Source organism: Kitasatospora sp. NPDC002040, from assembly GCF_040296785.1.
Lineage (GTDB): Bacteria > Actinomycetota > Actinomycetes > Streptomycetales > Streptomycetaceae > Kitasatospora.
This window is the reverse complement of sequence record NZ_JBEOXV010000023.1, coordinates 18,267-40,647: the sequence shown is the minus strand read 5'-3', so window position 1 is coordinate 40,647 and position 22,381 is coordinate 18,267. Positions and strand designations below refer to the sequence as shown.

Here is a 22,381-nt window from a genome sequence, read left to right as displayed (position 1 = left end):
ATTGCGCCGACCGGACGGTTGACAATACGGTTCCACCGCCGTACGCCCGGCGGCCTTTCCTTCTCGCACGGACCACCCGGGTGGCGGCTCCAAGGAATTGACCAGCAAGGGGGGATCCATATGCGTTCTCGAATCAGATGGTTCGGGGCGGGCCCACTTCGGCCCGGAGGACAGGGTGGTGGACGTTCCACTGCAGTTGTCCTCGGCGTTACCATGGCTTTGCTTATTTCAACCGCAGGTGCCGAGTTGGCAGTTGCAGCCGCTCCGGCGAAGGAGGTGCCGCTTCCGACCCTGCCGAAGGTCAGCGGTCAGGTCGCCGGCGGCCGGTCGGCGCTGCCGGCCCCGCCACGGCCGGCCGGGGCACGGGAGCTGAAGTCCTACACGCCCACGGCGGTGAAGTGGCCGGGCAAGGCCACCACGACTGTGCAACTGGGGGCACCGGCAGCCAAGTCGGGCGCCGGGGCCAAGGCTGAGCCCGTCCGGGCGGGGAACACCCCCGTCCTGGTCGGCACCGCCGCGCCCGGTCAGGTCGGCAAGCAGGCCAAGGCCGCTGCCGGTGGCGCGGAGCCTACGGGCGCACCGGCCTCCGTCGAGGTGAAGGTCGCCGACCGGGCCCAGGCGCAGCAGGCTGGTGTCGACGGCCTGCTGGTCGCGCTGGCACGCGCCGACGGTGCGAAGGACAGCGCCAGCGTCGAGGTCTCCCTCGACTACGGCGCGATAGCCGCCGCCTACGGCGGCGGCTGGGCGTCACGGCTGCAGCTGGTGGCCATGCCCAGCTGCGCGCTGACCACGCCCGAGCTGGCCGAGTGCCGCACCCGTCGGCCGCTGGAGTCCAGGGTCGACCCGGCCACGCAGCGGATCTCCGGCACTCTGGCCCTGCCCGCCGCCGGCAAGGGCATCCTGCCCGAGAGCGCGGCCGGTTCGGCCGACGCCCCGGCCGGCACCAAGCTCAACGCCCTTCAGGCCCCTGCCTCGGCGGGTGGCGGTATAGCGGTGGGGGCCGAGGCCGCTGCCAGCGGTTCGCAGGGTTCGTACGAGGCGACGGACCTGTCCGCCTCCGGTTCCTGGACCCAGTCCTCCTCGGGCGCGTTCACCTACAACCACTCGATCACCGTTCCACCTGCGCTGACCGGTACCGGTCCGGACGTGGGGCTGTCCTACAGCTCGCAGTCCGTCGACGGGTCGACCTCGGCCCGCAACTCCCAGGCGAGCTGGATCGGTGACGGCTGGTCGTACAGCCCCGGTTACGTGGAGCGGTCCTACCGGTCGTGCCGCAACAGCGGCATCGACAAGTCCGGGGACCAGTGCTGGACGGGCTGGAACGCGACCGTCTCGCTGGGCGGACGCTCCGGTGAGCTGATCCGCGACAGCAACGGGCTCTACCACCTTGCCAAGGACGACGGCACCAAGGTCGAGCGGCTGACCGGTGCGAGCAACGGGCTGTGGCAGGGCGAGTACTTCAAGGTCACCACGCCCGACGGCACCGCCTACTACTTCGGCCTCAACCACGCCCCCGGTACCACCTCGGACGCCGCGACCAACAGCGCCTGGGGCGTGCCGGTCTACCATCCCAACAGCGGTGACCCCTGCTACAGCGCGTCCAACGGCACGGCCTCGCAGTGCGACGCCCAGCCCGGCTGGCGGTTCAACCTCGACTTCTCGGTCGACGTGCACGGCAACCTGACCCGCTACGACTGGGCGAACGAGACCAACTACTACGCCAGGGGCGGCGGCCAGGCCGCTGCCGGGAGCAGCGGCACCCTGACGCCTTACACGCGTGGCGGCACCCTGAGCCGGATCTCCTACGGCTACCGCCTCGCCGACGCTCTGGCCGGCCGGGAGCCGTCCGCCCGGATCGGCTTCGACGTCCGTGAGCGTTGCGTGGTCTCCGACACGGTGTGCACGGCGCAGAACCTCTCGTCCTCGACCGCCTCGAACTGGCCGGACGTGCCGTACGACCTCGGCTGCCAGAGCGGCTGGGCCACCAGCGGCAGTGGCAGCAACGTCTGCCGCGCCACCTCGCCGTCGTTCTGGTCCACCAAGCGCCTGGGACGCATCACCACCGAGATCCGCACCGTCGGTGGCTGGCAGAGCGTCGACCGGTACGACCTGACCCACGCGTTCTCCGACGCCGGCGGCATCTTCGACCCGGTCACCGGTCAGACCCAGAACCCGACGAGCGTCGGCTCCCTGCAGTCCGTGCTCTGGCTCGCCGAGATCCGCCACACCGGCGTGGACAACTCCACGGGCGGCAACGCGATCGCGCTCGACCCGGTGGTCTTCACCGGTGCCGAGGTGGACAACCGGGTCGACACCCCGAGCTCCGGCTCAGGAACTCCCCCCAGCCCCGAGGCAACTCCGCTGTACCGGCCCAGGATCATCGGTGTCCGCACCGAGCACGGCAGCTCCATCGCGGTGACCTACCGCGATGCGGAGTGCTCCCGGAAGAACAACACCATGCCGACCAGTGCCGACAACAACACGATGGCCTGCTTCCCGGTCTGGTGGAGCACCCCCGGAGCGGCGGCGCCGTTCCAGGACTGGTTCAACAAGAGCGTGCTCGCCAAGGTCACCGTCTCGGACGCGACCAAGGCCAACTCTCCGGCCAGGACCACCTCCTACAGCTACAGCGGACCGGCCTGGCACCGGGACGACTCGGACCGGACGGACGACCAGTACCGCACCTGGAACGACTTCCGCGGCTTCCGGACCGTCACCACCACCAGCGGAGCTGCCCCGGACCCGCTCCACGAGAGCGTCACCACCTACCTGCAGGGCATGGACGGTGACTACAAGAAGGAGCGCGGCGACCGGCGCAGCGTCACGGTGAACAACTCCCTCGGCGAGGGCACGGTCGACAGCGACTGGCTGGCGGGTACCGCGCTGGAGACGGCGACCCGCACCCAGGCGGGCGGCACCGTCGTCACCAAGCAACTGGCCGGGGCGAGCGTCTTCACGCCGGGCGCCACGCGCGCCCGCACCGCGTGGACGTCGAAGAAGCCCGCGCCCGCGCCGTCCGAGCTGTCGGTCCTGCCCGCACTGGAGGCCCGCCGACTCAAGTCGGGCAGTGAGCGCGGTCTGGCCCTGCTGCCCGACGGAGTCACCTGGCGTACCGGGCGGACCACCAGGACGTACGACGACCTGGGCCGCCCGGAGAAGGTCCTCACCCAGCCGGACCTGGCCGACCCGACGACGGACAGCTGCGCGACGAGCTACTACCTCACGCCGCCGGCCGGCAACCCGATGCTGCTCAACTATCCGAACCGGACTGTCACGGTGGCCGGTTCCTGCACGACCGCGCAGTCGGCGACGACCACCATCTCCGACCAGCGGAAGATCTACGACGGCAGCGCCGACCCGAACAACCCGGGTTCCTTCGGCACCTTCGGGCAGAACGGCACCACCCTCGGCATCGTCACCGCCACCCAGGCTCTCAAGAGTTACGACGCGCAGGGCCAGCCGGTCTACCAGACGCTGAACGCCCAGGGGGTCGACGCCTACGGACGCGTGGTGCGCAGCGTCGACGCCACCGGTGCCGTCAACCTGACCAGCTTCACCCCGAGCAGCGACGTCCTGCCCACCGAGGTCGGCACCACCGGCCCGCTCGGCTGGACGGGCAAGACCACGCTCCTGCCCTCCCGCGCACTGGCCACCCGGGTCGTCGACGCGAACGGCCGGATCAACGAATCGACATACGACGCGCTCGGCCGTCGCCTCGCGTGGTGGGGACCGGGCCGCAGCAAGTCCGCCGGAAAGACCGCGGAGCGGACCTACGAGTACGGGCTGCACGGCGCTGGCACCAACCCCGACCCAGCCACGGTCACCACCAGGACCCTGCGGGAGAACGAGACCTACAACCTCTCGATCACCGTCTTCGACGGGTTCCTGAAGGCCCGGCAGACCCAGGCCTACCCGGCCAACGGGGACAGCGGACGGGTCGTCACCTCCACCCAGTACGACAGTCACGGCCAGGTCAGCAAGAGCATCCCGCTCTGGTCGGACCCGACCACCGGGCCCAGCACCGCGCTGTTCCTGGAGACCGACAACACCCTGCCCTCGGCGACCAGGACGGTCTACGACGGCCTCGGCCGACCGACCGCCAGCAAGTTCTACGCCAAGGCCACCGAACTCTGGCAGACCGTCACCTCCTACCCGGGCGCAGGCCGGGTCGACACCACCCCGCCCAGCGGCGGCAGCCCCACCACGGTGCTCACCGACGCCCTCGGCCGGACCACCTCCTCCACCGTGCACGCCGGCGCCGGCATCGGTGACAGCACCACCCGCTACGCCTACGACCGGCGCGGCCTTCACTCCCAGATGACCGACAGCGTCGGCAACTCCTGGAAGTACGAGTACGACCTCCGGGGCAACCGGGTCTCGCAGACCGACCCCGACACCGGTACCTCGACCACGGCCTACGACGACTTCGGCCGGGTCACCAGCACCACGGACGGCCGGGGCGCCTCGCTGTCCATGACGTACGACCTGACCGGGCGAATGACGGGCCGCTACGAAGGCACCAACACCGGCGACCAGAGCAAGCTGCTCGCCTCCTTCACCTACGACACCCTCGCCAAGGGGTACCCCACCTCGTCCACCCGCTACGTCGGCGGTGCCGGCGGCAGCGCCTATGTGCAGCAGATCGACGGCTACACCACCACCTACCAGCCCACCGGCAACACCACCAGGATCCCGGCCGCCGAAACCGGCCTCGCCGGCGACTACAGCCGGACCAACCACTACACCGACAACATCGCCCTGCCCGCCGGCGTCTCCTACAACGCGGACGGTGGCCTGCCCACCGAGAAGTACGGCTACACCCGCAACGTCCAAGGCGGGGTGGTCGGCACCGGCAGCAACAGCGTCAGGATGCTGGACCTGGCCAACTACAACCCCTTGGGCCAACTCCTGCGCTCCACCTACGGCACCGCCGGCCAGCTGATGCGCACCGCGCAGACCTGGGACGACGCCACCGGCCGACTCACCACCAACCGGGTCAGCCTGCAGGAGTCCGCCGCCAACCCGGTCTCGGCCACCACGTACGGCTACGACCAGGTCGGCAACATCACGACCACGTCCGAACTGCAGTCCTCGGGCGGCACCGACCAGACCTTCGACACCCAGTGCTTCCGGTACGACGGCCTCAAGCGCCTGACCGAGGCCTGGACCGACACCTGGGGCACCACGACCCCCGGAGCCGGACAGGTCGCGCGGTGCAACAACACCACCGTCACCATCGACGCACTCGGCGGCCCCGCCCCGTACTGGCAGAGCTTCCAGTACAACCAACTCGGCGACCGCACCGAGCAGGTCCGGCGCAACATCTCCGGCGACACCAGCCGCGACGTGACCCAGACCAGCAGTTACCCGGGCAACGGCCGCACCCCCGCCGCCAAGCCCAACACCGTACAGTCCGTCACCACCCGTGCGGGAGTACCGACCAGCACCCTCAAGTCCGACGTGGCGGGAGCCGGCGGCAGCACGATCTGCCTGGACGTCAAGTCCAGCCGCTCTGCCGACGGGACCCCGGTGCAGAGCTACACCTGCAACGGAAGCGGCGCCCAGCGATGGACCCGCCCCGGTGACGGCACACTGCGCGCACTGGGCAAGTGCCTCCAGCCGGCCGGACCGGCGGGTCTGGGTACCGCGGTCGAACTCGGCACCTGCAACGGCAGCGACGCGCAGAAGTGGGGGACCCCGGACGGCGCGCTGTTCCACTCCTCCAGCACCTACTGCCTGGACCTGCCCAACTCGAACCAGACCCCCGGCACCCTGGTCGTCCTGTGGTACTGCAACGGCGGCCCCAACCAGAAGTGGCCGGCGACCACCAACGCGATCACCGGGCCGTCCTACACCAGCACCCTGACCCCGCAGTACGACGCGGCGGGGAGCACCACCACCCGCGCCACCGCCACCACCGGCAACCTCACCTCGGGGCTGGCGACCGGCGGTGTCCCGCTCTGCCTGGACATCAACGCCTCGGGGACCGCCAACGGCACCGTGGTCCAGTCCTGGACCTGCAACGGCAGCAACGCCCAGGACCTGACCCTCGGCACCGACGGCACCGTACGTGCGCTCGGCTCCTGCATTCGGCCGGTGAACGGGCAGGGCACCTCGGGCACCCAGATCGAACTGTGGGCCTGCGACGGGTCCAGCAGCCAGCGGTGGCGCACCACCGAGCAGGGCGCGCTGGTCCACAGCTCCGGCCTGTGCATCGACATCCCCTGGAACAGCACAAGCTCCGGAACCCGGGTCGCGCTGTGGACCTGCAACCAGGGCGCCAACCAGAAGTGGGGTTCGGGCGGCAACCAGCCCACCTCCGGCACCACCCAGTCCTTCACCTACGACGCCGAAGGCCGCACCGCGACCGTCACCACCGGCACCGCCATCTCGAAGTACCTCTACGACGCCAACGGTGACCTGCTGATCCAGCGCAGCCCCGAGGGCACCGTCCTCCACCTGTTCGGAGGTGCCGAGCAGATCACCCGGTCCGCCGACGGCACCAGCATCACAGCCAACCGCTACTACGAGCAGCCCGACGGGACCACCGTCGTCCGCAGCAACACGGGCAGCATCAGCTACCAGCCGGCCAACCCGCAGAAGACGTCGACGCTGCAGATCGACGCCGCAACCCGGGCGGTCACCCGCCGCTCCTACGACCCGTACGGCGCCCTCCGCGGACCCGCCTCCGGAAACTGGGCGGGCAACCACGGATTCCTCGGCAAGCCCGTCGAAACGAGCAGTGGTCTCAACCTCCTCGGAGCCCGAAACTACGACGCCGTCCTCGGCCGCTTCCTCACCGCCGACCCGTTGTTGGTGCCCGGCGACCCCAACCAGATGGGCGGCTACGCCTACGCGAACAACAACCCCATCGCCTTCAGCGACGCCAGCGGCCTCATCGCCGTGGACTCCGAGACCGGAACCACGGCAGGAAATGCTCAGCAACTCCAACAGAGCGTGAACAAAGTCCGATCGAATCCCGACTATCGGGACTGGCCCGGGCGTACGTGCAGTTCGTTGTGCCGCACTCTCGGATACGACAGTGATGACGCCCCAGGGCTGTTGGCGGCCATAAATTACCGGTGGGAGGATCATCTCGTCCCTGACACCGGGCGCAGCGACTTCTACATCGAGCAGAACCAAAAGGTCGCAGACAAACTCCTGCCTAAGTATGACTACACGTACGAGGAATACGTGGGTTCTGCAACTCTGGGGACCCCTGAGCAAGTCATGGCTTACTTCAAGGCGCATCCGCAAGAGATCTTCCCGTTCCCGGTGGAGGGTTGCTCGGAGTTCAAGGAGGGCGCCGAATGTCTGCTCCATGCAGCCGGGGGAGCTGCAAAGCAATTTGCAGGGGACGTTGCACGGCTAGCTTCAGGGGCAGCTACAGGGGGAATTGCGGAGGGAATTGCAGAGGGAATTGTAGGGACAATTGGAGGGCCGCTCGGCGGAGACGGGACGGTTTCGGTCTCTGTCACGCCAACGTCATTCAAATTCACGGTTATCAAGGATGGGTATTTCGACAAGCCGGGGTCGACGGTCGAATTCTCGGTCTCCTCGAGGGATAATTCTCTTTATCTCAAGCAGACCGCGCAGACTACCGGATCTCTTCTTCCTGCGTGGTTTAGTGTCGAGGCTCTTGATTTTGCACGGAAGGAATGGAATCAACAAGCCAGCAACCTGAGCAATGTTCTTCAGTCGCCCGGCTACACTGCTTTCCGTGATGGGAGCTCCGGGTAGGTCTGCTGTGGCCGTTCTCATTTGGCGCCAGCTTGTTGAACGGGTAAGTAGAAATCAAATGCTTGCCTGCTAGGTAAAGAATCAGCCTGGATCCACCAGACCGGTGGATCCAGGCTGGTCCTATGTCAATACCAAACCGCATGGGGGAGTGGTGATGGAGACTTCACGGGGCCGGCGGCTCTGAGAGGTCACAGGGCTGATCGCCTCGAGCCCATGGTTTATCAGAGCTTTCAACTTCGCCGACCTGACCAGCTCCGACCTTCCTGTTCGGTTTTACGCTCGGACGTGTTCGAGCCCGGAGAGCGCCCGCGGCGTCGGGGGGAATGTTCGCACCCCGTTTTGGGGCGGTCTCGTTGAGGTTGGGGTGACGGGGCGTCGGGCCGCGCTGAGGGAGAGGGGTGCCGTGGTGGGCGAGTTCGGGGTGACGGGTAAGGCGTGCCTGGTGACCGGGGCGGCCAGTGGGATCGGGCGGGGGTGGAGCGGTTCGGGCGGCTGGATGTGGTGGTGGCCAATGCGGGGGTGATTCCGCTCGGGGATGCGTTGGAGACGACGGTCGAGGAGTGGGACCATGTGCTCGCGGTGGACGGCCGGGGGATGTTCCTGACCTGCAAGTACGCGATCGAGGCGATGGTCGCGGACGGGGCGGGCGGTTCGATCGTCTGTGTCTCGTCGATCTCGGGGGTGGCCGGGCAGGCCCGGCAGGCGGCGTACGGGCCGGCCAAGTTCGCGGCGTCGGGGCTGACGAAGCATCTGGCCGTGGAGTGGGCCGGTCGCGGGATCCGGGTCAATGCGGTGGCGCCCGGCACGATCAGGACCGAGGCGGCGCTGGCGGTGGCCGAACAGCCGGGCGGTGCAGAGTACTTGGCCGAGATGGAGCAGGCGCACCCGATGGGGCGCCTCGGCGAGCCGGGCGAGGTGGCGGCGGCGATCGCCTTCCTGGCGGGGGAGCGGGCCTCGTTCATCACCGGGGCGATCCTGCCGGTGGACGGCGGGTACCTGGCCCGGTAGGCCGGGGGCACGACGCCTGATGGGCGAGCCGACCGGCCGGATGGCTGACGGAGGCTCAAGTGGCGGTGCGTCGTGGACGAAGATTCGAGGGGAGCACGGCCGCCCTGTCCCGGCATGCCGTCCTGCTCCGCCATGTCCCCCTCGAACGGAGTCCCGCATGCGATCGTCCGTACGACGCGCGTCCGCCGCCCTGCTGCTGCTCGCGCCCCTGACCGTGGCGCCGATGAGCAGTGCTCAAGGCGCACCCCAGGACCGGCGTGCCACGCCCGCCCCGCTGCACACCACGGCGCGGGCGATCCCGGACCAGTACATCGTCACCCTGCGGCAGGGCGTCGACCCGGCCGCCTTCGTGAGCTCGAAGTTCCCCGGGCTGGTGCCGCTGTTCACCTACGGCGCGGCCCTGAACGGCTTCGCCGCCCGGCTGACGCCCCTTCAGCTGGAGACCCTGCGCGGCCTGCCGGGAACGGAGGCGGTCGAGCAGGACGCCGTGGCGGGCGCGTTCGGCGAGGAAGGCCGGGGCGGCCGGGGCGGCCTGGCCTCCCGGGCACCGGCGACCAGCTGGGGACTGGACCGGATCGACCAGCAGGACCTGCCGCTGGACCAGCAGTTCACGGTGCAGGGCACCGGCAAGGGCGTCACCGTGTACGTGGTGGACAGCGGCATCGACTTCCAGCACCCGGAGTTCGGCGGTCGCGCGGTGGCCGGCTACGACGCGATGGGCGACGGCCGGAACGGTCAGGACTGCCAGGGGCACGGCACCCACGTCGCGGGGATCGCGGCCGGGGCCACCTTCGGGGTGGCCCGGGAGGCGTCGCTGGTCAGCGTGCGGGTGCTGGGCTGCGACGGGAAGGGGACCTGGTCCGGGATCATCGCCGGGCTCGACTGGGTGGCGAAGAACGCGAAGGGGCCGGGCGTGCTGAACGCCTCCCTCGGCGGCGGCACCAACCTCTCGGTGAACGCGGCCGCCAACGCGGTCTACCGCAAGGGCGTGCTGCCCGTGGTGGCGGCCGGCAACGACGCGGTGGACGCGTGCGGCATCTCCCCGGCCGGATCGAAGCGGACGTTCACCGTCGCGGCGAGCGACGTGAACGACAAGCAGGCCGGGTTCAGCAACTTCGGGCGCTGCATCAACCTCTACGCCCCGGGCACCGGCATCCTCTCGGCGAAGCTCGGCGGCGGCAGCGTGACCATGGACGGCACCTCGATGGCCAGCCCGCACGTGGCCGGCGTCGCCGCCCTGTACAAGGCCGCGAACCCGGACGCCACGCCGGAGGAGGTCGCCGACTGGCTCAGCGAGAAGTCGACCAAGAACGTGCTCAAGGCCCTCGGGGCGGAGTCGGCGAACGAACTGCTGAACACCGGCGGCAGCTAACCGGCGAGGGCCCGGTCGGCCGGGGCCTGGTCACCCCGGGCCCTAGCTGCGGAGCCGCTTGAGCAGGGCGATGTCCGCCGCGTGGCGGGCGCCCTCGATGCGGGCCGGGTCGTGGCGGCCGTCGGGCGTCTCGATGATCAGGGGGACGCCCTCAGTGGCCGGGTGGGCCAGGAGGCGGGCGAAGGCGTCGGCGCCGATGTGGCCTGCGCCGATGTTGGCGTGGCGGTCCTTGCGGGCGCCGACCACGTCCATGGAGTCGTTGGCGTGGATCAGGCGGAGGCGGCCGGGGCCGACGGCGGCGGTCAGGGTGTCGAGGAGCTCGGTGACGCCGTCGGGGTCGGCGAGGTCGTGGCCGGCGGCGAAGGCGTGGCAGGTGTCGAGGCAGACGCCGACCCGGGGGTGGTGGTCGAGGGCGTCGACGTAGGCGGCCAGGTCCTCCATCCGGGAGCAGAGCGAGCTGCCCTGGCCGGCGGTGGGCTCCAGCAGGAGCCAGGGGGCGTCGTCGCCGAGGGCGTCCAGCCGGTCGAGCAGGGGCCGGACGTCCGCGCGGACCTGGGCCATCGCCTCCGGGTGGCGGGAGCCGCCGTCGGCGGACCGGCCGACGGCGGAGCCGGTGTGCACCACGACGCCGAGTGCGCCGATCGCGTGGCCGCGCTCCAGGGAGTGCCAGAGCGAGTCGGCGGAGCGGTCGCGGGTGGCGGTGGAGTCGGAGCCGAAGTTGATCAGATAGGGCGCGTGCACGTACGCCGGGATGCCGGCGGCCGCGCACGCGGCCCGGAACTCCTGGTCCCGTGCGGGTGTCCCGCTGGGGGTTGCCCAGCCGCGCGGGTTGGCGACGAAGACCTGGACGGCCTCCGCGCCGACCCGCTCCGCGTAGGCCAGACCGGTGCCGACCAGCCCGCGACCGGCCACCGGCACATGGGCGCCGACGGGGTTGCGGGTGGCGGGGGCAGACGGCTGAGCTGCGGTGTTCATGGCCACGAGGGTATCGGGGGCGCCGTCGCGGCCATGCGGGGAGGGCGGGTCAGACCTGGTGGGTGCCGGCCCAGCTCGCGAACGCGGCCCAGGCGGCGGCCGGGAACTCCAGGTGCGGACCGGTGGGGTTCTTGGAGTCGCGGACGGGGACGACGCCGTGCGAGGCGGTGAGGTTCAGGGCCGGCTGGACGCAGTTGCCACCGGAGGCCCCGCTGTAGCTGGATGACTGCCAGTCAGCCCGGTTCAGCTCGGTGCTCGTCAGCATGGTGTTGGTGCTCCTTCGCTACCTTTTCAACTAGGTTCAGCGACGCTTCCGGTGACAGTGCGTCAGCCCGTGCCAGGTCGTAGGAGAGCCTCAACTCTCGTACGGTGTCGGGGTGTTCGATCAGCACACCGGCGTGCGGCGCCTCGACGTACCCCGTGTCGGGAGTCCCGTCTGCGAAGGACATTAGCGTCATGGACCCCTCCAGCAACGCGTGCGCACCCCTGGAGGTCTCCAGCACCTGGATCACAACCATCCGTGACCGGACGAGATCAACCAGGCGCCCCAACTGATCAGCCATCGTGCCGAATCCGCCCACCGGTCGACGAATGGCATTTTCCGCCAGAAGCCACCACAACAAGGGACGTGTTGGACCGGTCAGCAGCTCCTGGCGGCCCAGCCGGGCCGCCACCTTCTCCTCGATCGTCTCCGGCCTGGCCAGTGGCAGCCCGGCCTCGAAGACCGCCCGCATGTACCCCTCGGTCTGACCCAGGCCGGGGATCAACTCGCCGCCGTACTCCAGCATCTGGCAGGCCCGGGGCTCCAGTTCGGCGTACGACTTGAAGAAGCTCGGGAACTGGCCGCGGGTGATGTGCGGCCAGAGCTTGGAGAAGATCCCGCCCGTCTCCAGCGCCCCGTCGAGCCGCTCGGCGAACTCCCGGGTGGGGGTGCGCCGACCGGTCTCTATCTGGCCGACCAGCGAACCGGTGTAGCCGAGCACCTCGCCCAGGTTCTCCTGGCTGAGCCGGGCCCGGGAGCGGTATTCGCGCAGCTCGGAGCCGAAGAGGGCCAGCATGGATTCGGATGGGTCGAGTTCGCGTGGGTTGGGCATCGTCCGTGGTTCCCCCGGGTCGGCGGGCCCGGCCGGTGAGGGCGGCCGGGTCTGTCGGCTGGACTGTTGGACCGTCGGCTCTGTTCGCGGTAGCTCTCCGTGTCGATCCTGTTACCAAGCTAGTCGATCGAGATCACGGTCGGCGGGGCAACGAGGCAAAGCGCGACAGCGGAGGTCGGCCATGAGCGAGTTGGCGGAGCGGATCGAGGACCGGGTGCGGCCCGGTGGGGCGGTGCGGAGGCGGCGGGAGTTCGACCGGGCCGAGTACGTCTCCGGGTCCGCGCTCTCCTTCGGCGAGTGCGGCTGCCCGATGCCGGACTGTCCGATCCGGGCCGGCGACGGTGAGCGGCTGCGGCTGGACCGGGGGTTGCGGTAGTCCGGGGTTGCGGTGAATCGGGGTTGCGGTGGCCCGGCCGCCCCTCGATGATCTCTGGATGGACGACACCCCGAAGACCCGTCCCGACACCCTGCCCGCGCTGCGCGCCGCCGCCGAGCGGGCCGGATTCACCATGAGCTGCGACGAACGGACCGGCAGCCTGCTCGCGGTGCTCGCCGCCGGACGCCCCGGCGGGCGGGTGCTGGAACTGGGCACCGGCATCGGCGAGGGCACGGCCTGGCTGCTCAGCGGCATGGACGCCGGGGCGGAGCTGGTCTCGGTCGAACTCGACCCGGCGCTCCAGGCCGTGGCGCGGGAGCAGCTCGGCGCCGACCGGCGGGTCTCGTTCGTCACCGGCGACGGCGGCGCCTGGCTCGCCGGGTACGAGGGCGAGCCGTTCGACCTGGTCTTCGCGGACACCTGGCCCGGCAAGTTCACCCACCTCGACCGGGCGCTCGCGCTGGTCGCCCCCGGTGGGACGTACCTGATCGACGACCTGCTGCCGCAGCCGAACTGGCCCGACGGCCATCAGGCGGCGGTGGACCGGCTGTTGGCGGAACTGGCCGCCAGGGCGGACTTCCTGACGGTGCAGCTGGACTGGTCCAGCGGGCTGCTGCTCGCCGTCCGGCGGTAGGAGCGGCGGGCCCCTCGGTAGGAGCGGCCGCCTGCTCGGCAGGAGCGGCGGCCCGGGAACGGGCGGGCTGCCCCCGGTGGGAGGCGCGGGCGGGCGCGGGGCGGTGGCCCCGCGCCCCGGCGGCTACGCCGTGGGGATGCTCTGCCGGTCGGCGTCCGTCCGGCCCGAGGAGCGGCCGGGGGAGGGGGACTGCCGGAGTGCGCCCGCTCCCAGCACCAGTGCGCCGGTCAGGGCCGTGACCACGGTGAAGGAGACCGTCAGTGAACTGGCCTGGGCGATCACGCCGATCACGGCGGGGGCGACCAGCCCGGACGAGTAGACGATGGTGGCCACGCCCGCGATGGACTGGCTCGGGTTGCCACCGGTGCGCCCCGCGGCCGCGAAGGCGAGCGGGACCACGACGGCGATGCCGATCCCGATCAGCGCGAAGCCGGGGATGGCGAGGTACGGCGAGTGCGAGCTGACCACCAGCAGGCCGCCGAGGGTGGCGACGCAGCCGCTGACCCGGACCGCGCGGACCGGGCCGAGCCGGCGGACCATGAGGTCGCCCGCCAGGCGGGCGGCGGTCATGGTGGCGGCGAAAGCGGTGAAGCTGGCGGCCGCGATGCTGGGCGAGGCGCCGGTGACGTCGCGGAGGTAGACCCCCGCCCAGTCCATGCTGGCGCCCTCGGCGAAGACGGCGCAGAAGCCCACCAGGCCGATCGCCAGGGCGGATCGCGGCGGCAGCGCGAAGCGCGGCGGCGCGTCCTCGTCCTCGGTGGGGCGGACGTCGATCAGACCGCCGCAGGCCGCGATGCCGAGCGCGGTCAGGACCAGTGCGGTGACGGTCAACTGGAGCTGGGCGTCGAACTGCTGGTGGGCCGCCAGCACCCCGAAGCCGGAGGCGATCAGCCCGCCCGCGCTCCACATCCCGTGCAGGCCGGACATGATCGAGCGGCCGAGGCGCTGCTCCACCTCGACGCCCTGCGCGTTCATCGCCACGTCGGCCATCCCGGCGGTGGCGCCGTACGTGAACAGCGCCAGCCAGAGCAGGCCGAGGTTGGGGGCCAGTGCGGGCAGGACCAGGGAGAGGCACCAGAGCGAGAGCAGGGTCCGGACGGCGGCCCGGGCGCCGTACCGGTGGACCACCCGGCCGGCCAGGGGCATCGAGAGCGCGGCGCCGACCGCGGGGGCGACCAGGGCCAGGCCGAGCTGACCGGCGCTCAGGTCGAGGTGGTGCTGGAGCCAGGGGATCCGGGTGGCGAACGTTCCGGTGACGGCCCCGTGCACGGCGAACACCAGCGCGATGCGCACTCTGGCCCGCCGGTTCTCCTGGTTGCTGTCCATTGACCTCGGTGTCCCCGTTCTGGATGACTCGCCCATGACTGCGCGCAAAACTATCAGGCAGGTACCCTGATAGATAGCTCTGGAAGGATGTCTCTTCATGACCACTGCGCGCACGGCCACGCCGAGTACCGCCCGTGCCATCAACGACCGGCTGGCGCTGGACCTGTTGCTGGGCCAGGGCCCGCTGACCGCTCCCGAACTGCGCACCCTGACCGGCCTGTCCCGGCCGACGGTGGCCGATCTGCTGGAGCGGTTGCAGCGGGGCGGCCTGGTGGCCGTGGCCGGCGAGAGCGGCGAGCAGCGGCGCGGCCCCAACGCGCGGCTGTACGCGCTGGTGGCGGACCGGGCCCACCTGGGCGCGATCGACGTCCGGTCCACCGGGGTGAACCTGGTGATCGCGGATCTGACGGGCCGTTCGCTGGCGACGGCGGAGATCCCGGCCGGCCCGGACCACGGGGACGACCTGGCCGAGCGCACGGTGCGGGCCCTGCTCGGGGCGGCCGAGCAGGTCGGGGCGCGGGAACTGCACACGGTGGCGGTGGGCGCGCCCGGGGTGGTGGACCCGGCCACGGGAGTGCTGAACAACTCCGGTCAGCTGCCGCGCTGGCACACCGAACTGCTGGCGGTGCTGCGGGCGCAGCCGGGCACCGAGGTGATCCTGGAGAACGAGGTGAACCTGGCCGGCATCGCCGAGCACCGGATCGGCGCGGCGCAGGGCCGGGAGGACTTCGCGCTGCTCTGGCTGGGCCACGGCGTCGGCGCCTCGGTGGTGCTGAACGGCCGGCTGCGCCGGGGCGCCTCGGGCGGTACGGGGGAGATCGGCTTCCTGCCGGTGCCGGGCACCGGGATGCTGCCCACCGCGACCGGCTGCGACGGCGGCTTCCACTCGCTGGCGTCCAGTGCGGCGGTCTGCGAGCTGGCCCGCGCGCACGGTCTCGACGTCCCCGACGGCGGGCCGGTCGAGCAGGCCGAGGCGGTGGTGCGGGTCGCGGTGGCGGAGGGCCGGGAGGCGTTCCTGGACGAGCTGGCGGGGCGGATCGCGCTCGGGGCGGCCGCGATCTGCGTGGTGATCGACCCCGGGTGCGTGGTGCTGGGCGGTGAGGTCGGCCGGGCCGGCGGGGCGGAGCTGGCCGCGCGGGTGGAGCGCCACCTGGCCGGTCTCTCGCCGTTCGGGACCGAGGTCAGGGCCGGCACGGCCGGTGGTGGAGCGGTGCTGGCGGGCGCCGTGCTGACCGCGGGCGACGCCGTCCGCCGCGACCTGTTCGGCGAGCCCCGGGGCTGACGCCCGGTCAGCTCGCCGAGGGTGCCCGGAGGGCGGGGGTGCCGAGCGCCACGGCCGCCACCAGCCCGGCGATCAGGACCACCGCGATCAGCACCCCGCCGCAGACCGCCCGGACCGAGCGGCGCTCGCGGGCCGGGGGTGCGACGTTGCTCCGGTGGCGCTCCGCCTCGGCGACGAACGAGAACGGAACGGGCTCGGGTGCCATGAAAGTGCTCCTCCTGGGCTGCGACGGGTCCGGCGGGTAAGGGGCCGACCACTCCGATCGTGCCCGATTCATTCAGTTTAATGCCGAAAAATGACTGACTGGGCGTTAGCTGACCCGCCCCCCGATGCGGCAGGATGGCCGCGACAGCAGCAGTGCACAGGTACAGGAGCAGCTCATGGGCCAGTCCGACCCGCCGGTCAACCCGTACCGCATCGGCGAGGCCGCCGCGATGCTCGGCGTCAGCGCCGACACCGTGCGCCGCTGGGTGGACGCCGGGCGGCTGGCCGCCGAGCGCGACGAGCACGGCCACCGGATCATCGCCGGAGCCGAGTTGGCCGCCTTCGCGCGCGAGCTGGCCAAGCCGGAGAACGCCGAGGCGCTGGGCCGCCCCTCCTCGGCCCGCAACCGCTTCCCCGGCATCGTCACCCATGTGGTGCTCGGCGACGTCGCCGCCCAGGTGGAGATCCAGGCCGGCCCGTTCCGGGTGGTCTCGCTGATCAGCCGGGAGTCGGCCGAGGAGCTGAAGCTGGTGCCGGGCGCCCCGGCCACCGCTGTGATCAAGTCCACCAACGTCGTGGTCGAACGGAGCTGACGGACCACCATGCCGAACCGCGTGCTCGCGGTCGCCCACCGGGGCGACCCGTACCGCCACCGCGAGAACACCCTGCCCTCGGTCGAGTCCGCGCTCGCCGCCGGGGCCGACGCCGTCGAGGTGGACGTCCAGCTGACCCGGGACGGCGTCCCGGTGCTGCTGCACGACCAGACCCTGGAGCGGCTCTGGGGCGACCCGCGCCCGGTCCGCCGGGTCACGCTGGCCGAGCTGGAGCAGATCGGCGGGCCCGGGCTCCGGGTGCCGACGCTGGCCGAGGCGGTCAAGGCGGTGGGCGAGACGCCCGGCGCCCGGCTGCTGATCGACCTGGACGACGCCGGCCCGGCCGCCGCCGCGCACGCCGTGGTCGCCGGGCTCGGCGCCGAGCAGCGGGTCGGGTACTGCGGGCCGGTCGGGGCGATGCTCGCCGTCCGCGCACTGGACCCGGCCGCCGAGCTGTCGCTCACCTGGACGCTGCCCCGCCAGCCCGTTCCCGCCCTGCTGGCCGACCTGCGGCCGCGCTACCTCAACCCGCCGTTCGGCCTGGTCGACGCCGAGTACGTGCGCGCGGCGGCGGAGGCCGGACTGGCCGTCAGCACCTGGACCGCGGACCGGCGGCGGACCATGACCCGGCTGCTCGGGGCCGGGGTGGCCTCGGTGACCAGCAACCGGATCACCTTGCTGCGCCGGGTGCTGGATCGCGCCTAAACGGACATTTCATCAGATCCTGTGCTGAGATGGGCTGATCATCAACGGCAGCCCCAGACAGGAGACGGTATGCCAGCGGAGCCCGGTCGGCCGGAGGACCGCAGGTCGGCGCAGGAGATGCTGCCGCCCACCGTGCGGGCGACGGCGGCCTGGTCGCTGGCGGTGGTGCTGTTCATCACCGTCGCGACCCTGGTGGTGTACGCCTTCGTCGCGCTGCGGGCCGCCACCATCCCGCTGATCATGGCGCTGCTCGCCACCGCGCTGCTCCACCCCGTGATGCCGTGGCTGGTCCGACGGGGCGTCAAGCGCGGTCTGGCGGCCGCGCTGACCTGCGTGGTGCTGGTGCTGGTGGTCTGCGGGGTGCTGGCCATCCTGACCAACTCGCTGGTGCACAGCGCCCCGCAGATCGCCGACGCGCTGCGGGACGCGGGCGACAAGCTGGCGGACTGGCTCGGCCCGGTCGGGGAGAAGCTCCAGTTCGCGCTGACCCAGTCGGCGGGCTCCGGCAGTTCCCTGGTCAGCTCGCTGGCCAGCGGAGTGCTCTCCGGTCTCGGCCTGGCCACCCAGCTGATCACCGGCGCGGTGCTGGCGCTGGCGCTGGTCTTCTTCTTCCTGCGGGACGGCCACCGCACCGGCGACCTGGTCCGCTCGGTGCTGCCGGACCAGCGGGCCGAGACGGTGATCGCCTGCGGGCAGCAGGCCTTCGCCGCCACCGCGGGCTTCATGCGCGGCACCACGCTGATCGCGCTGATCGACGCCACCTTCATCACCATCGGCCTGATCATCCTGGGCGTCCCCGGTGCGCCGGGCCTGGGTGCGCTGGTCTTCATGGGCGCCTACATCCCGTTCGTCGGCGCCTTCCTGTCCGGCACCGTCGCGGTGCTGGTCGCGCTCGCGGACGGCGGCCTGGGCACCGCGCTCTGGGCGCTCGGCATCGTGCTCGCGGTCCAGATGATCGAGGGCAACATCCTGCAGCCGGTGATCCAGAGCCGCACGGTCGAACTCCACCCGGCCACCATCATGTTCGCCGTGGTCGCGGGCTCGGGGGTGGCCGGCATCCTCGGCGCGCTGCTGGCCGTGCCGCTCTGCGCGGCGGGCCTCGGCATCGTCTCGGTGCTCCGGGGAACGGCCGGCCGGCCCCGGCGGGTCAAGCCCGAGCACCCGTAGCCGGCCCCACCCTGCTTGTCCGGAGCCCGAGTTGGGAATCCGACGGGCTATCAGGTCATCCGTCCCGGACTGTTGACTCGGAGTCCAACAGCCGGGATTCTCTCATCACGCCGTGGACACTGGACATGTCAGGAGTGGTGAGCGTGACCCGACACCCGCACAGCAGAAGGCACAGACTGATCGCGGTTCTCTCGCTGCTCCTCGCCCTGGTGGCGATGGCACTGGTCCCGGTCCCCGGGGCCGCGGCAGCGGGGGACTGGTGGACCCCGACCGCCCGCCCGGCGCCGGACTCCGGCATCAACGTCACGGGCGAGCCGTTCAAGGGGACGAACGCCAAGGGCGAGGTGCGCGGCTTCGTCGACGCGCACGACCACCTGATGTCCAACGAGGGCTTCGGCGGCCGGCTGATCTGCGGCAAGCCGTTCTCCGAACTGGGGGTGGCGGACGCGCTGAAGGACTGTCCGGAGCACTACCCCGACGGCAGCCTGGCCGTCTTCGACTACATCACCAAGGGCGGGGACGGCCGGCACGACCCCGACGGCTGGCCCACCTTCAAGGACTGGCCGGCGTACGACTCGCTGACCCACCAGCAGAACTACTACGCCTGGGTGGAGCGCGCCTGGCGCGGCGGCGAGCGGGTGCTGGTCAACGACCTGGTCACCAACGGCGTGATCTGCTCGGTCTACTTCTTCAAGGACCGCAGCTGCGACGAGATGACCTCGATCCGCCTGCAGGCGCAGAAGACCTACGAGATGCAGGCGTACATCGACACCATGTACGGCGGCCCCGGCAAGGGCTGGTTCCGGATCGTCACCGACACGGCGCAGGCCCGCTCGGTGGTCCAGCAGGGCAAGCTCGCGGTGGTCCTGGGGGTGGAGACCTCCGAGCCGTTCGGCTGCAAGCAGATCCTGGACGTCGGGCAGTGCAGCAAGGCGGACATCGACCGCGGCCTGGACGAGCTGTACGGGCTCGGGGTGCGCAGCATGTTCCTCTGCCACAAGCTCGACAACGCCCTGTGCGGGGTGCGGTTCGACGAGGGCGCGCTCGGCACCGCGATCAACGTCGGGCAGTTCCTGTCGACCGGCACCTTCTGGCAGACCGAGAAGTGCGCCGGGCCGCAGCACGACAACCCGATCGGCCTGGCACCCGCGCTGACGGCGCAGAAGGAACTGCCGCCCGGCGTGGCGGTGCCCTCGTACGCCGCCGACGCGCAGTGCAACACCCGCGGCCTGACCGAGCTCGGCGCGTACGCGGTCCGGGGCATGGTGAAGCGCAAGATGATGCTGGAGATCGACCACATGAGCGTCAAGGCCGCGGGCCAGGCCTTCGACATCATGGAGTCCGAGTCCTACCCGGGCGTGCTCTCCTCGCACAGCTGGATGGACCTGGACTGGATCGAGCGGGTCTACAAGCTCGGCGGCTTCGTCGCCCAGTACATGAACGGCGCCGAGGCCTTCAGCGCGGAGGCCAAGCGGACCGACGCGCTGCGGGACAAGTACAACGTCGGCTACGGCTACGGCACCGACATGAACGGCGTCGGCGGCTGGCCGGCCCCGCGCGGGGCGAACGCCCCCAACGCGGTCCAGTACCCCTTCCGCAGCACCGACGGCGGCTCGGTGATCGACCGTCAGACGGCCGGTCAGCGGACCTGGGACCTCAACACCGACGGCGCCGCGCACTACGGCCTGGTCCCGGACTGGCTGGAGCAGATCAGGCTGGTCGGCGGCCAGGGCGTGATCGACGACCTGTTCCGGGGCGCCGAGTCCTACCTCGACACCTGGGGCGCGTCCGAGCAGCGCAAGGCCGGGGTGAACTTGGCCGCCGGCGCCGCCGCCTCGGCCAGTGCGTCGGAGTGGAACCCGTTCACCAGCTACGCGCCCGGCCGGGCCGTGGACGGCGACCAGGGCAGCCGCTGGGCCAGCGACTGGAGCGACGACCAGTGGCTGCAGGTCGACCTCGGGTCGGAGCACCTGGTCAAGCGGGTCACCCTGGCCTGGGAGCGGGCCTACGGCAAGGGGTACCGGATCGAGGTCTCCACCGACGGCGCGAACTGGCAGACCGTCTGGTCGACCAGTACCGGGGACGGCGGCCTGGACACCGCGCAGTTCGCCGGCGTCCCGGCCCGGTACGTACGGGTGCACGGGGTGCAGCGCGGGACGCAGTGGGGCTACTCGCTGTACGAGGTGGGCATCTACAGCACCTGACCCCGGTGACCGGTGCGGCCGGGTCGGCAGCCGCCGGCCCGGCCGCACCGGCACCCCGTCACCGCACCGAAGGGAACCACCCATGGCACGGATGCCGTCGGCCGAACGGCGCCGCCAGCTGACCGAGGCCGCGATCCGCGCGATGACCCGCGACGGCGTGGCCAGGACGACGACCCGCTCGATCGCCGCCGAAGCCGGGCTGTCGCTGAGCGTGTTCCACTACTGCTTCGACTCCAAGCAGGCCCTGCTCGAATCCGTCATCACCACGATCACCGAGCACTCCGTCACCATGGTGCGGGACGCGATCCGGCCGCAGGCCACCCTCCGGGAGACCGTCCGGGCCGGCTTCCAGGCGTACTGGGCCCACGTGGTGGCCAACCCGGCCGAGCACATGCTCACCTACGAGCTGACCCAGTACGCGCTGCGCCAGCCCGGGTTCGAGCACCTGGCCCGGCGGCAGTACGAGCTGTACACCGAGACCTACCGGGAGCTGATCGAGCAGCTCGCCAAGACGATGGAGTTCGAACTCCTGGTCCCCGTCCCGGTGCTGGCCCGCTACCTGGCCGCGATGACGGACGGACTGACCGTCAACTTCCTGGTGCTCGGCGACCCGGAGGCGGCGGCGGAGGTGCTCGACCTGGTCACCGAGCACGTGGCCGGGCTGGTGCGCTGAGGCGGCGTCAGGCGGGCACCGGGGGGAAGTAGGCGCCGATCCAGCGGTCCAGCTCGGTGAAGACCCGGGCCCGGGCGTCCGGCCCGGACAGCACCAGGTCGTGCATGCCGCCGTCGATCCGGACGGTGGTGACGTGGTGGCCCAGGCGCGGGGCCAGCGCGGCGATGTCGTCGGCGCGCAGCACGGCGTCGGTGCGCAGCAGCGCCGGGTCCCACTTGGCGGTGACGGTGGAGGCGGTCGAGGCCATCAGCAGGACCGGGCAGTCGATGTGCAGGGTGCGGCGGACCTGGCGGTGGCCGCGCTGGATCGCGGCCAGCCAGCCGGCGTAGAGCGGGAAGCCCTCGGCGGGCTTCAGTGCCAGGTCGAAGTCCCAGCTGCCCCGGTGGTCGCGGTGCAGGCTGTGCACGTAGTGCGGGTTGAGCGGGGCGGGCAGCTTGCGCAGCGCGGCGAGCCGGCCGAGCGCCTCCACGGCGGGTGCGCCCAGGGTGCGTACGGCGGGAGCGGTGGGCATGGAGAGGAACGGGCTGTTCAGGAACATCCCCTGCACCAGCCCCCGCCCGGCCCGGCGGGAGGCCCAGAGCGCGGCGACCAGACCGCCGGTGGAGTGGCCGTTCACCAGCAGCTGGGTGTGGCCGTCCTGCTCGCGGACGATCCGGACCGCCTGGTCCAGCTCCTCGTCGTAGGCGGACAGGTCGCGGATGAAGTTCGGCGACTGATGGGGCCTCAGCGAGCGGCCGTACTTGCGCAGGTCGAGCGCGTAGAAGGAGAACCCGGCGGCGGTGAAGTGGTCGGCCAGGTTGGTCTGGAAGAAGTAGTCGGTGTACCCGTGCAGGTAGAGCACCGCCCGCTGCGACCCCGGCACCAGCCGGCGGACCAGGGTCGCGCTGACCGGGCCCTCCTCGTCCGGCGCCAGCGGCAGCTCGGCCGCCTCGTACGGGGCACCCAGGATGTCTTCCCGAAACTCCACTGCCGCATCCAATCTCTGCTCCGGCCCGCTGCTCTCCCCGAGAGTACCGGCCGGTAGCCGG

General features: G+C 71.3%; 17 protein-coding genes. 11 read left to right on the top strand and 6 right to left on the bottom strand.

The window, feature by feature from the left end; genetic code table 11:
• Positions 1–246 precede the first annotated feature (246 nt).
• From ABT118_RS30020 to ABT118_RS30010, 3 genes are all read left to right on the top strand, one after another.
• A complete protein-coding gene (locus ABT118_RS30020) occupies positions 247–7,740 on the top strand; it encodes a ricin-type beta-trefoil lectin domain protein (RefSeq protein WP_350675699.1) in 7,494 nt (2,497 codons plus the stop codon).
• A gap of 435 nt (positions 7,741–8,175) precedes the next feature.
• Positions 8,176–8,748, top strand: coding sequence for an SDR family NAD(P)-dependent oxidoreductase (locus ABT118_RS30015; RefSeq protein WP_350675696.1), 573 nt, complete (start codon positions 8,176–8,178; stop codon positions 8,746–8,748).
• Positions 8,749–8,905: 157 nt separating this feature from the next.
• On the top strand, positions 8,906–10,120 hold the full coding sequence (locus ABT118_RS30010; protein WP_350675694.1) for a S8 family peptidase: 1,215 nt from the start codon (positions 8,906–8,908) through the stop codon (positions 10,118–10,120).
• 42 nt (positions 10,121–10,162) lie between these two features.
• Here the strand turns inward: ABT118_RS30010 and ABT118_RS30005 are convergent, their stop codons facing one another.
• From ABT118_RS30005 to ABT118_RS29995, 3 genes are read right to left on the bottom strand one after another with little or no spacing between them, the layout of a single operon-like run.
• Positions 10,163–11,095 (bottom strand): deoxyribonuclease IV, encoded by a 933-nt coding sequence (locus tag ABT118_RS30005; protein WP_350675692.1) that lies wholly within the window; start codon positions 11,093–11,095, stop codon positions 10,163–10,165.
• Positions 11,096–11,144: 49 nt separating this feature from the next.
• Entirely contained in the window at positions 11,145–11,360 is a 216-nt protein-coding gene (locus ABT118_RS30000) for a DUF397 domain-containing protein (protein WP_350675690.1), read from the bottom strand.
• Positions 11,329–12,189, bottom strand: coding sequence for a helix-turn-helix domain-containing protein (locus ABT118_RS29995; RefSeq protein WP_350675688.1), 861 nt, complete (start codon positions 12,187–12,189; stop codon positions 11,329–11,331). The genes ABT118_RS30000 and ABT118_RS29995 overlap by 32 nt, the downstream gene beginning before the upstream one ends.
• Positions 12,190–12,370: 181 nt before the next feature.
• On the opposite strand from ABT118_RS29995, the gene ABT118_RS29990 reads away from it, so the two are divergent.
• Together ABT118_RS29990 and ABT118_RS29985 are read left to right on the top strand one after the other, a co-directional pair.
• Positions 12,371–12,565 (top strand): hypothetical protein, encoded by a 195-nt coding sequence (locus tag ABT118_RS29990; RefSeq protein WP_350675685.1) that lies wholly within the window; start codon positions 12,371–12,373, stop codon positions 12,563–12,565.
• Positions 12,566–12,623: 58 nt separating this feature from the next.
• Entirely contained in the window at positions 12,624–13,199 is a 576-nt protein-coding gene (locus ABT118_RS29985) for an O-methyltransferase (RefSeq protein WP_350675683.1), read from the top strand.
• A 123-nt stretch (positions 13,200–13,322) separates the two neighbouring features.
• Here ABT118_RS29985 and ABT118_RS29980 read toward each other — a convergent pair whose 3' ends face one another.
• Positions 13,323–14,525 (bottom strand): MFS transporter, encoded by a 1,203-nt coding sequence (locus tag ABT118_RS29980; protein WP_350675681.1) that lies wholly within the window; start codon positions 14,523–14,525, stop codon positions 13,323–13,325.
• 97 nt (positions 14,526–14,622) lie between these two features.
• On the opposite strand from ABT118_RS29980, the gene ABT118_RS29975 reads away from it, so the two are divergent.
• Positions 14,623–15,807 (top strand): ROK family transcriptional regulator, encoded by a 1,185-nt coding sequence (locus tag ABT118_RS29975; RefSeq protein ID WP_350675678.1) that lies wholly within the window; start codon positions 14,623–14,625, stop codon positions 15,805–15,807.
• Between the two features lie 7 nt (positions 15,808–15,814).
• On the opposite strand, the gene ABT118_RS29970 is transcribed toward ABT118_RS29975, so the two are convergent.
• Positions 15,815–16,012: a hypothetical protein gene (locus tag ABT118_RS29970; RefSeq protein WP_350675676.1), complete on the bottom strand. Its 198-nt coding sequence runs from the start codon at positions 16,010–16,012 to the stop codon at positions 15,815–15,817.
• Positions 16,013–16,187: 175 nt separating this feature from the next.
• On the opposite strand from ABT118_RS29970, the gene ABT118_RS29965 reads away from it, so the two are divergent.
• From ABT118_RS29965 to ABT118_RS29945, 5 genes are all read left to right on the top strand, one after another.
• Positions 16,188–16,604, top strand: coding sequence for a TOBE domain-containing protein (locus tag ABT118_RS29965; protein ID WP_350675674.1), 417 nt, complete (start codon positions 16,188–16,190; stop codon positions 16,602–16,604).
• A 9-nt stretch (positions 16,605–16,613) separates the two neighbouring features.
• The gene (locus ABT118_RS29960; RefSeq protein ID WP_350675671.1) at positions 16,614–17,309 is read left to right on the top strand and encodes a glycerophosphodiester phosphodiesterase; all 696 of its coding nucleotides are present in this window, start codon (positions 16,614–16,616) and stop codon (positions 17,307–17,309) included.
• Positions 17,310–17,378: 69 nt separating this feature from the next.
• Positions 17,379–18,476, top strand: a complete 1,098-nt coding sequence (locus ABT118_RS29955; RefSeq protein WP_350675669.1) for an AI-2E family transporter — start codon at positions 17,379–17,381, stop codon at positions 18,474–18,476.
• Positions 18,477–18,691: 215 nt separating this feature from the next.
• The gene (locus tag ABT118_RS29950) at positions 18,692–20,680 is read left to right on the top strand and encodes a galactose-binding domain-containing protein (protein ID WP_502884720.1); all 1,989 of its coding nucleotides are present in this window, start codon (positions 18,692–18,694) and stop codon (positions 20,678–20,680) included.
• 82 nt (positions 20,681–20,762) lie between these two features.
• Positions 20,763–21,353, top strand: a complete 591-nt coding sequence (locus ABT118_RS29945; RefSeq protein ID WP_350675665.1) for a TetR/AcrR family transcriptional regulator — start codon at positions 20,763–20,765, stop codon at positions 21,351–21,353.
• Positions 21,354–21,360: 7 nt separating this feature from the next.
• Here ABT118_RS29945 and ABT118_RS29940 read toward each other — a convergent pair whose 3' ends face one another.
• A complete protein-coding gene (locus ABT118_RS29940) occupies positions 21,361–22,320 on the bottom strand; it encodes an alpha/beta hydrolase (protein ID WP_350675662.1) in 960 nt (319 codons plus the stop codon).
• Between the last annotated feature and the right edge of the window lie 61 nt (positions 22,321–22,381).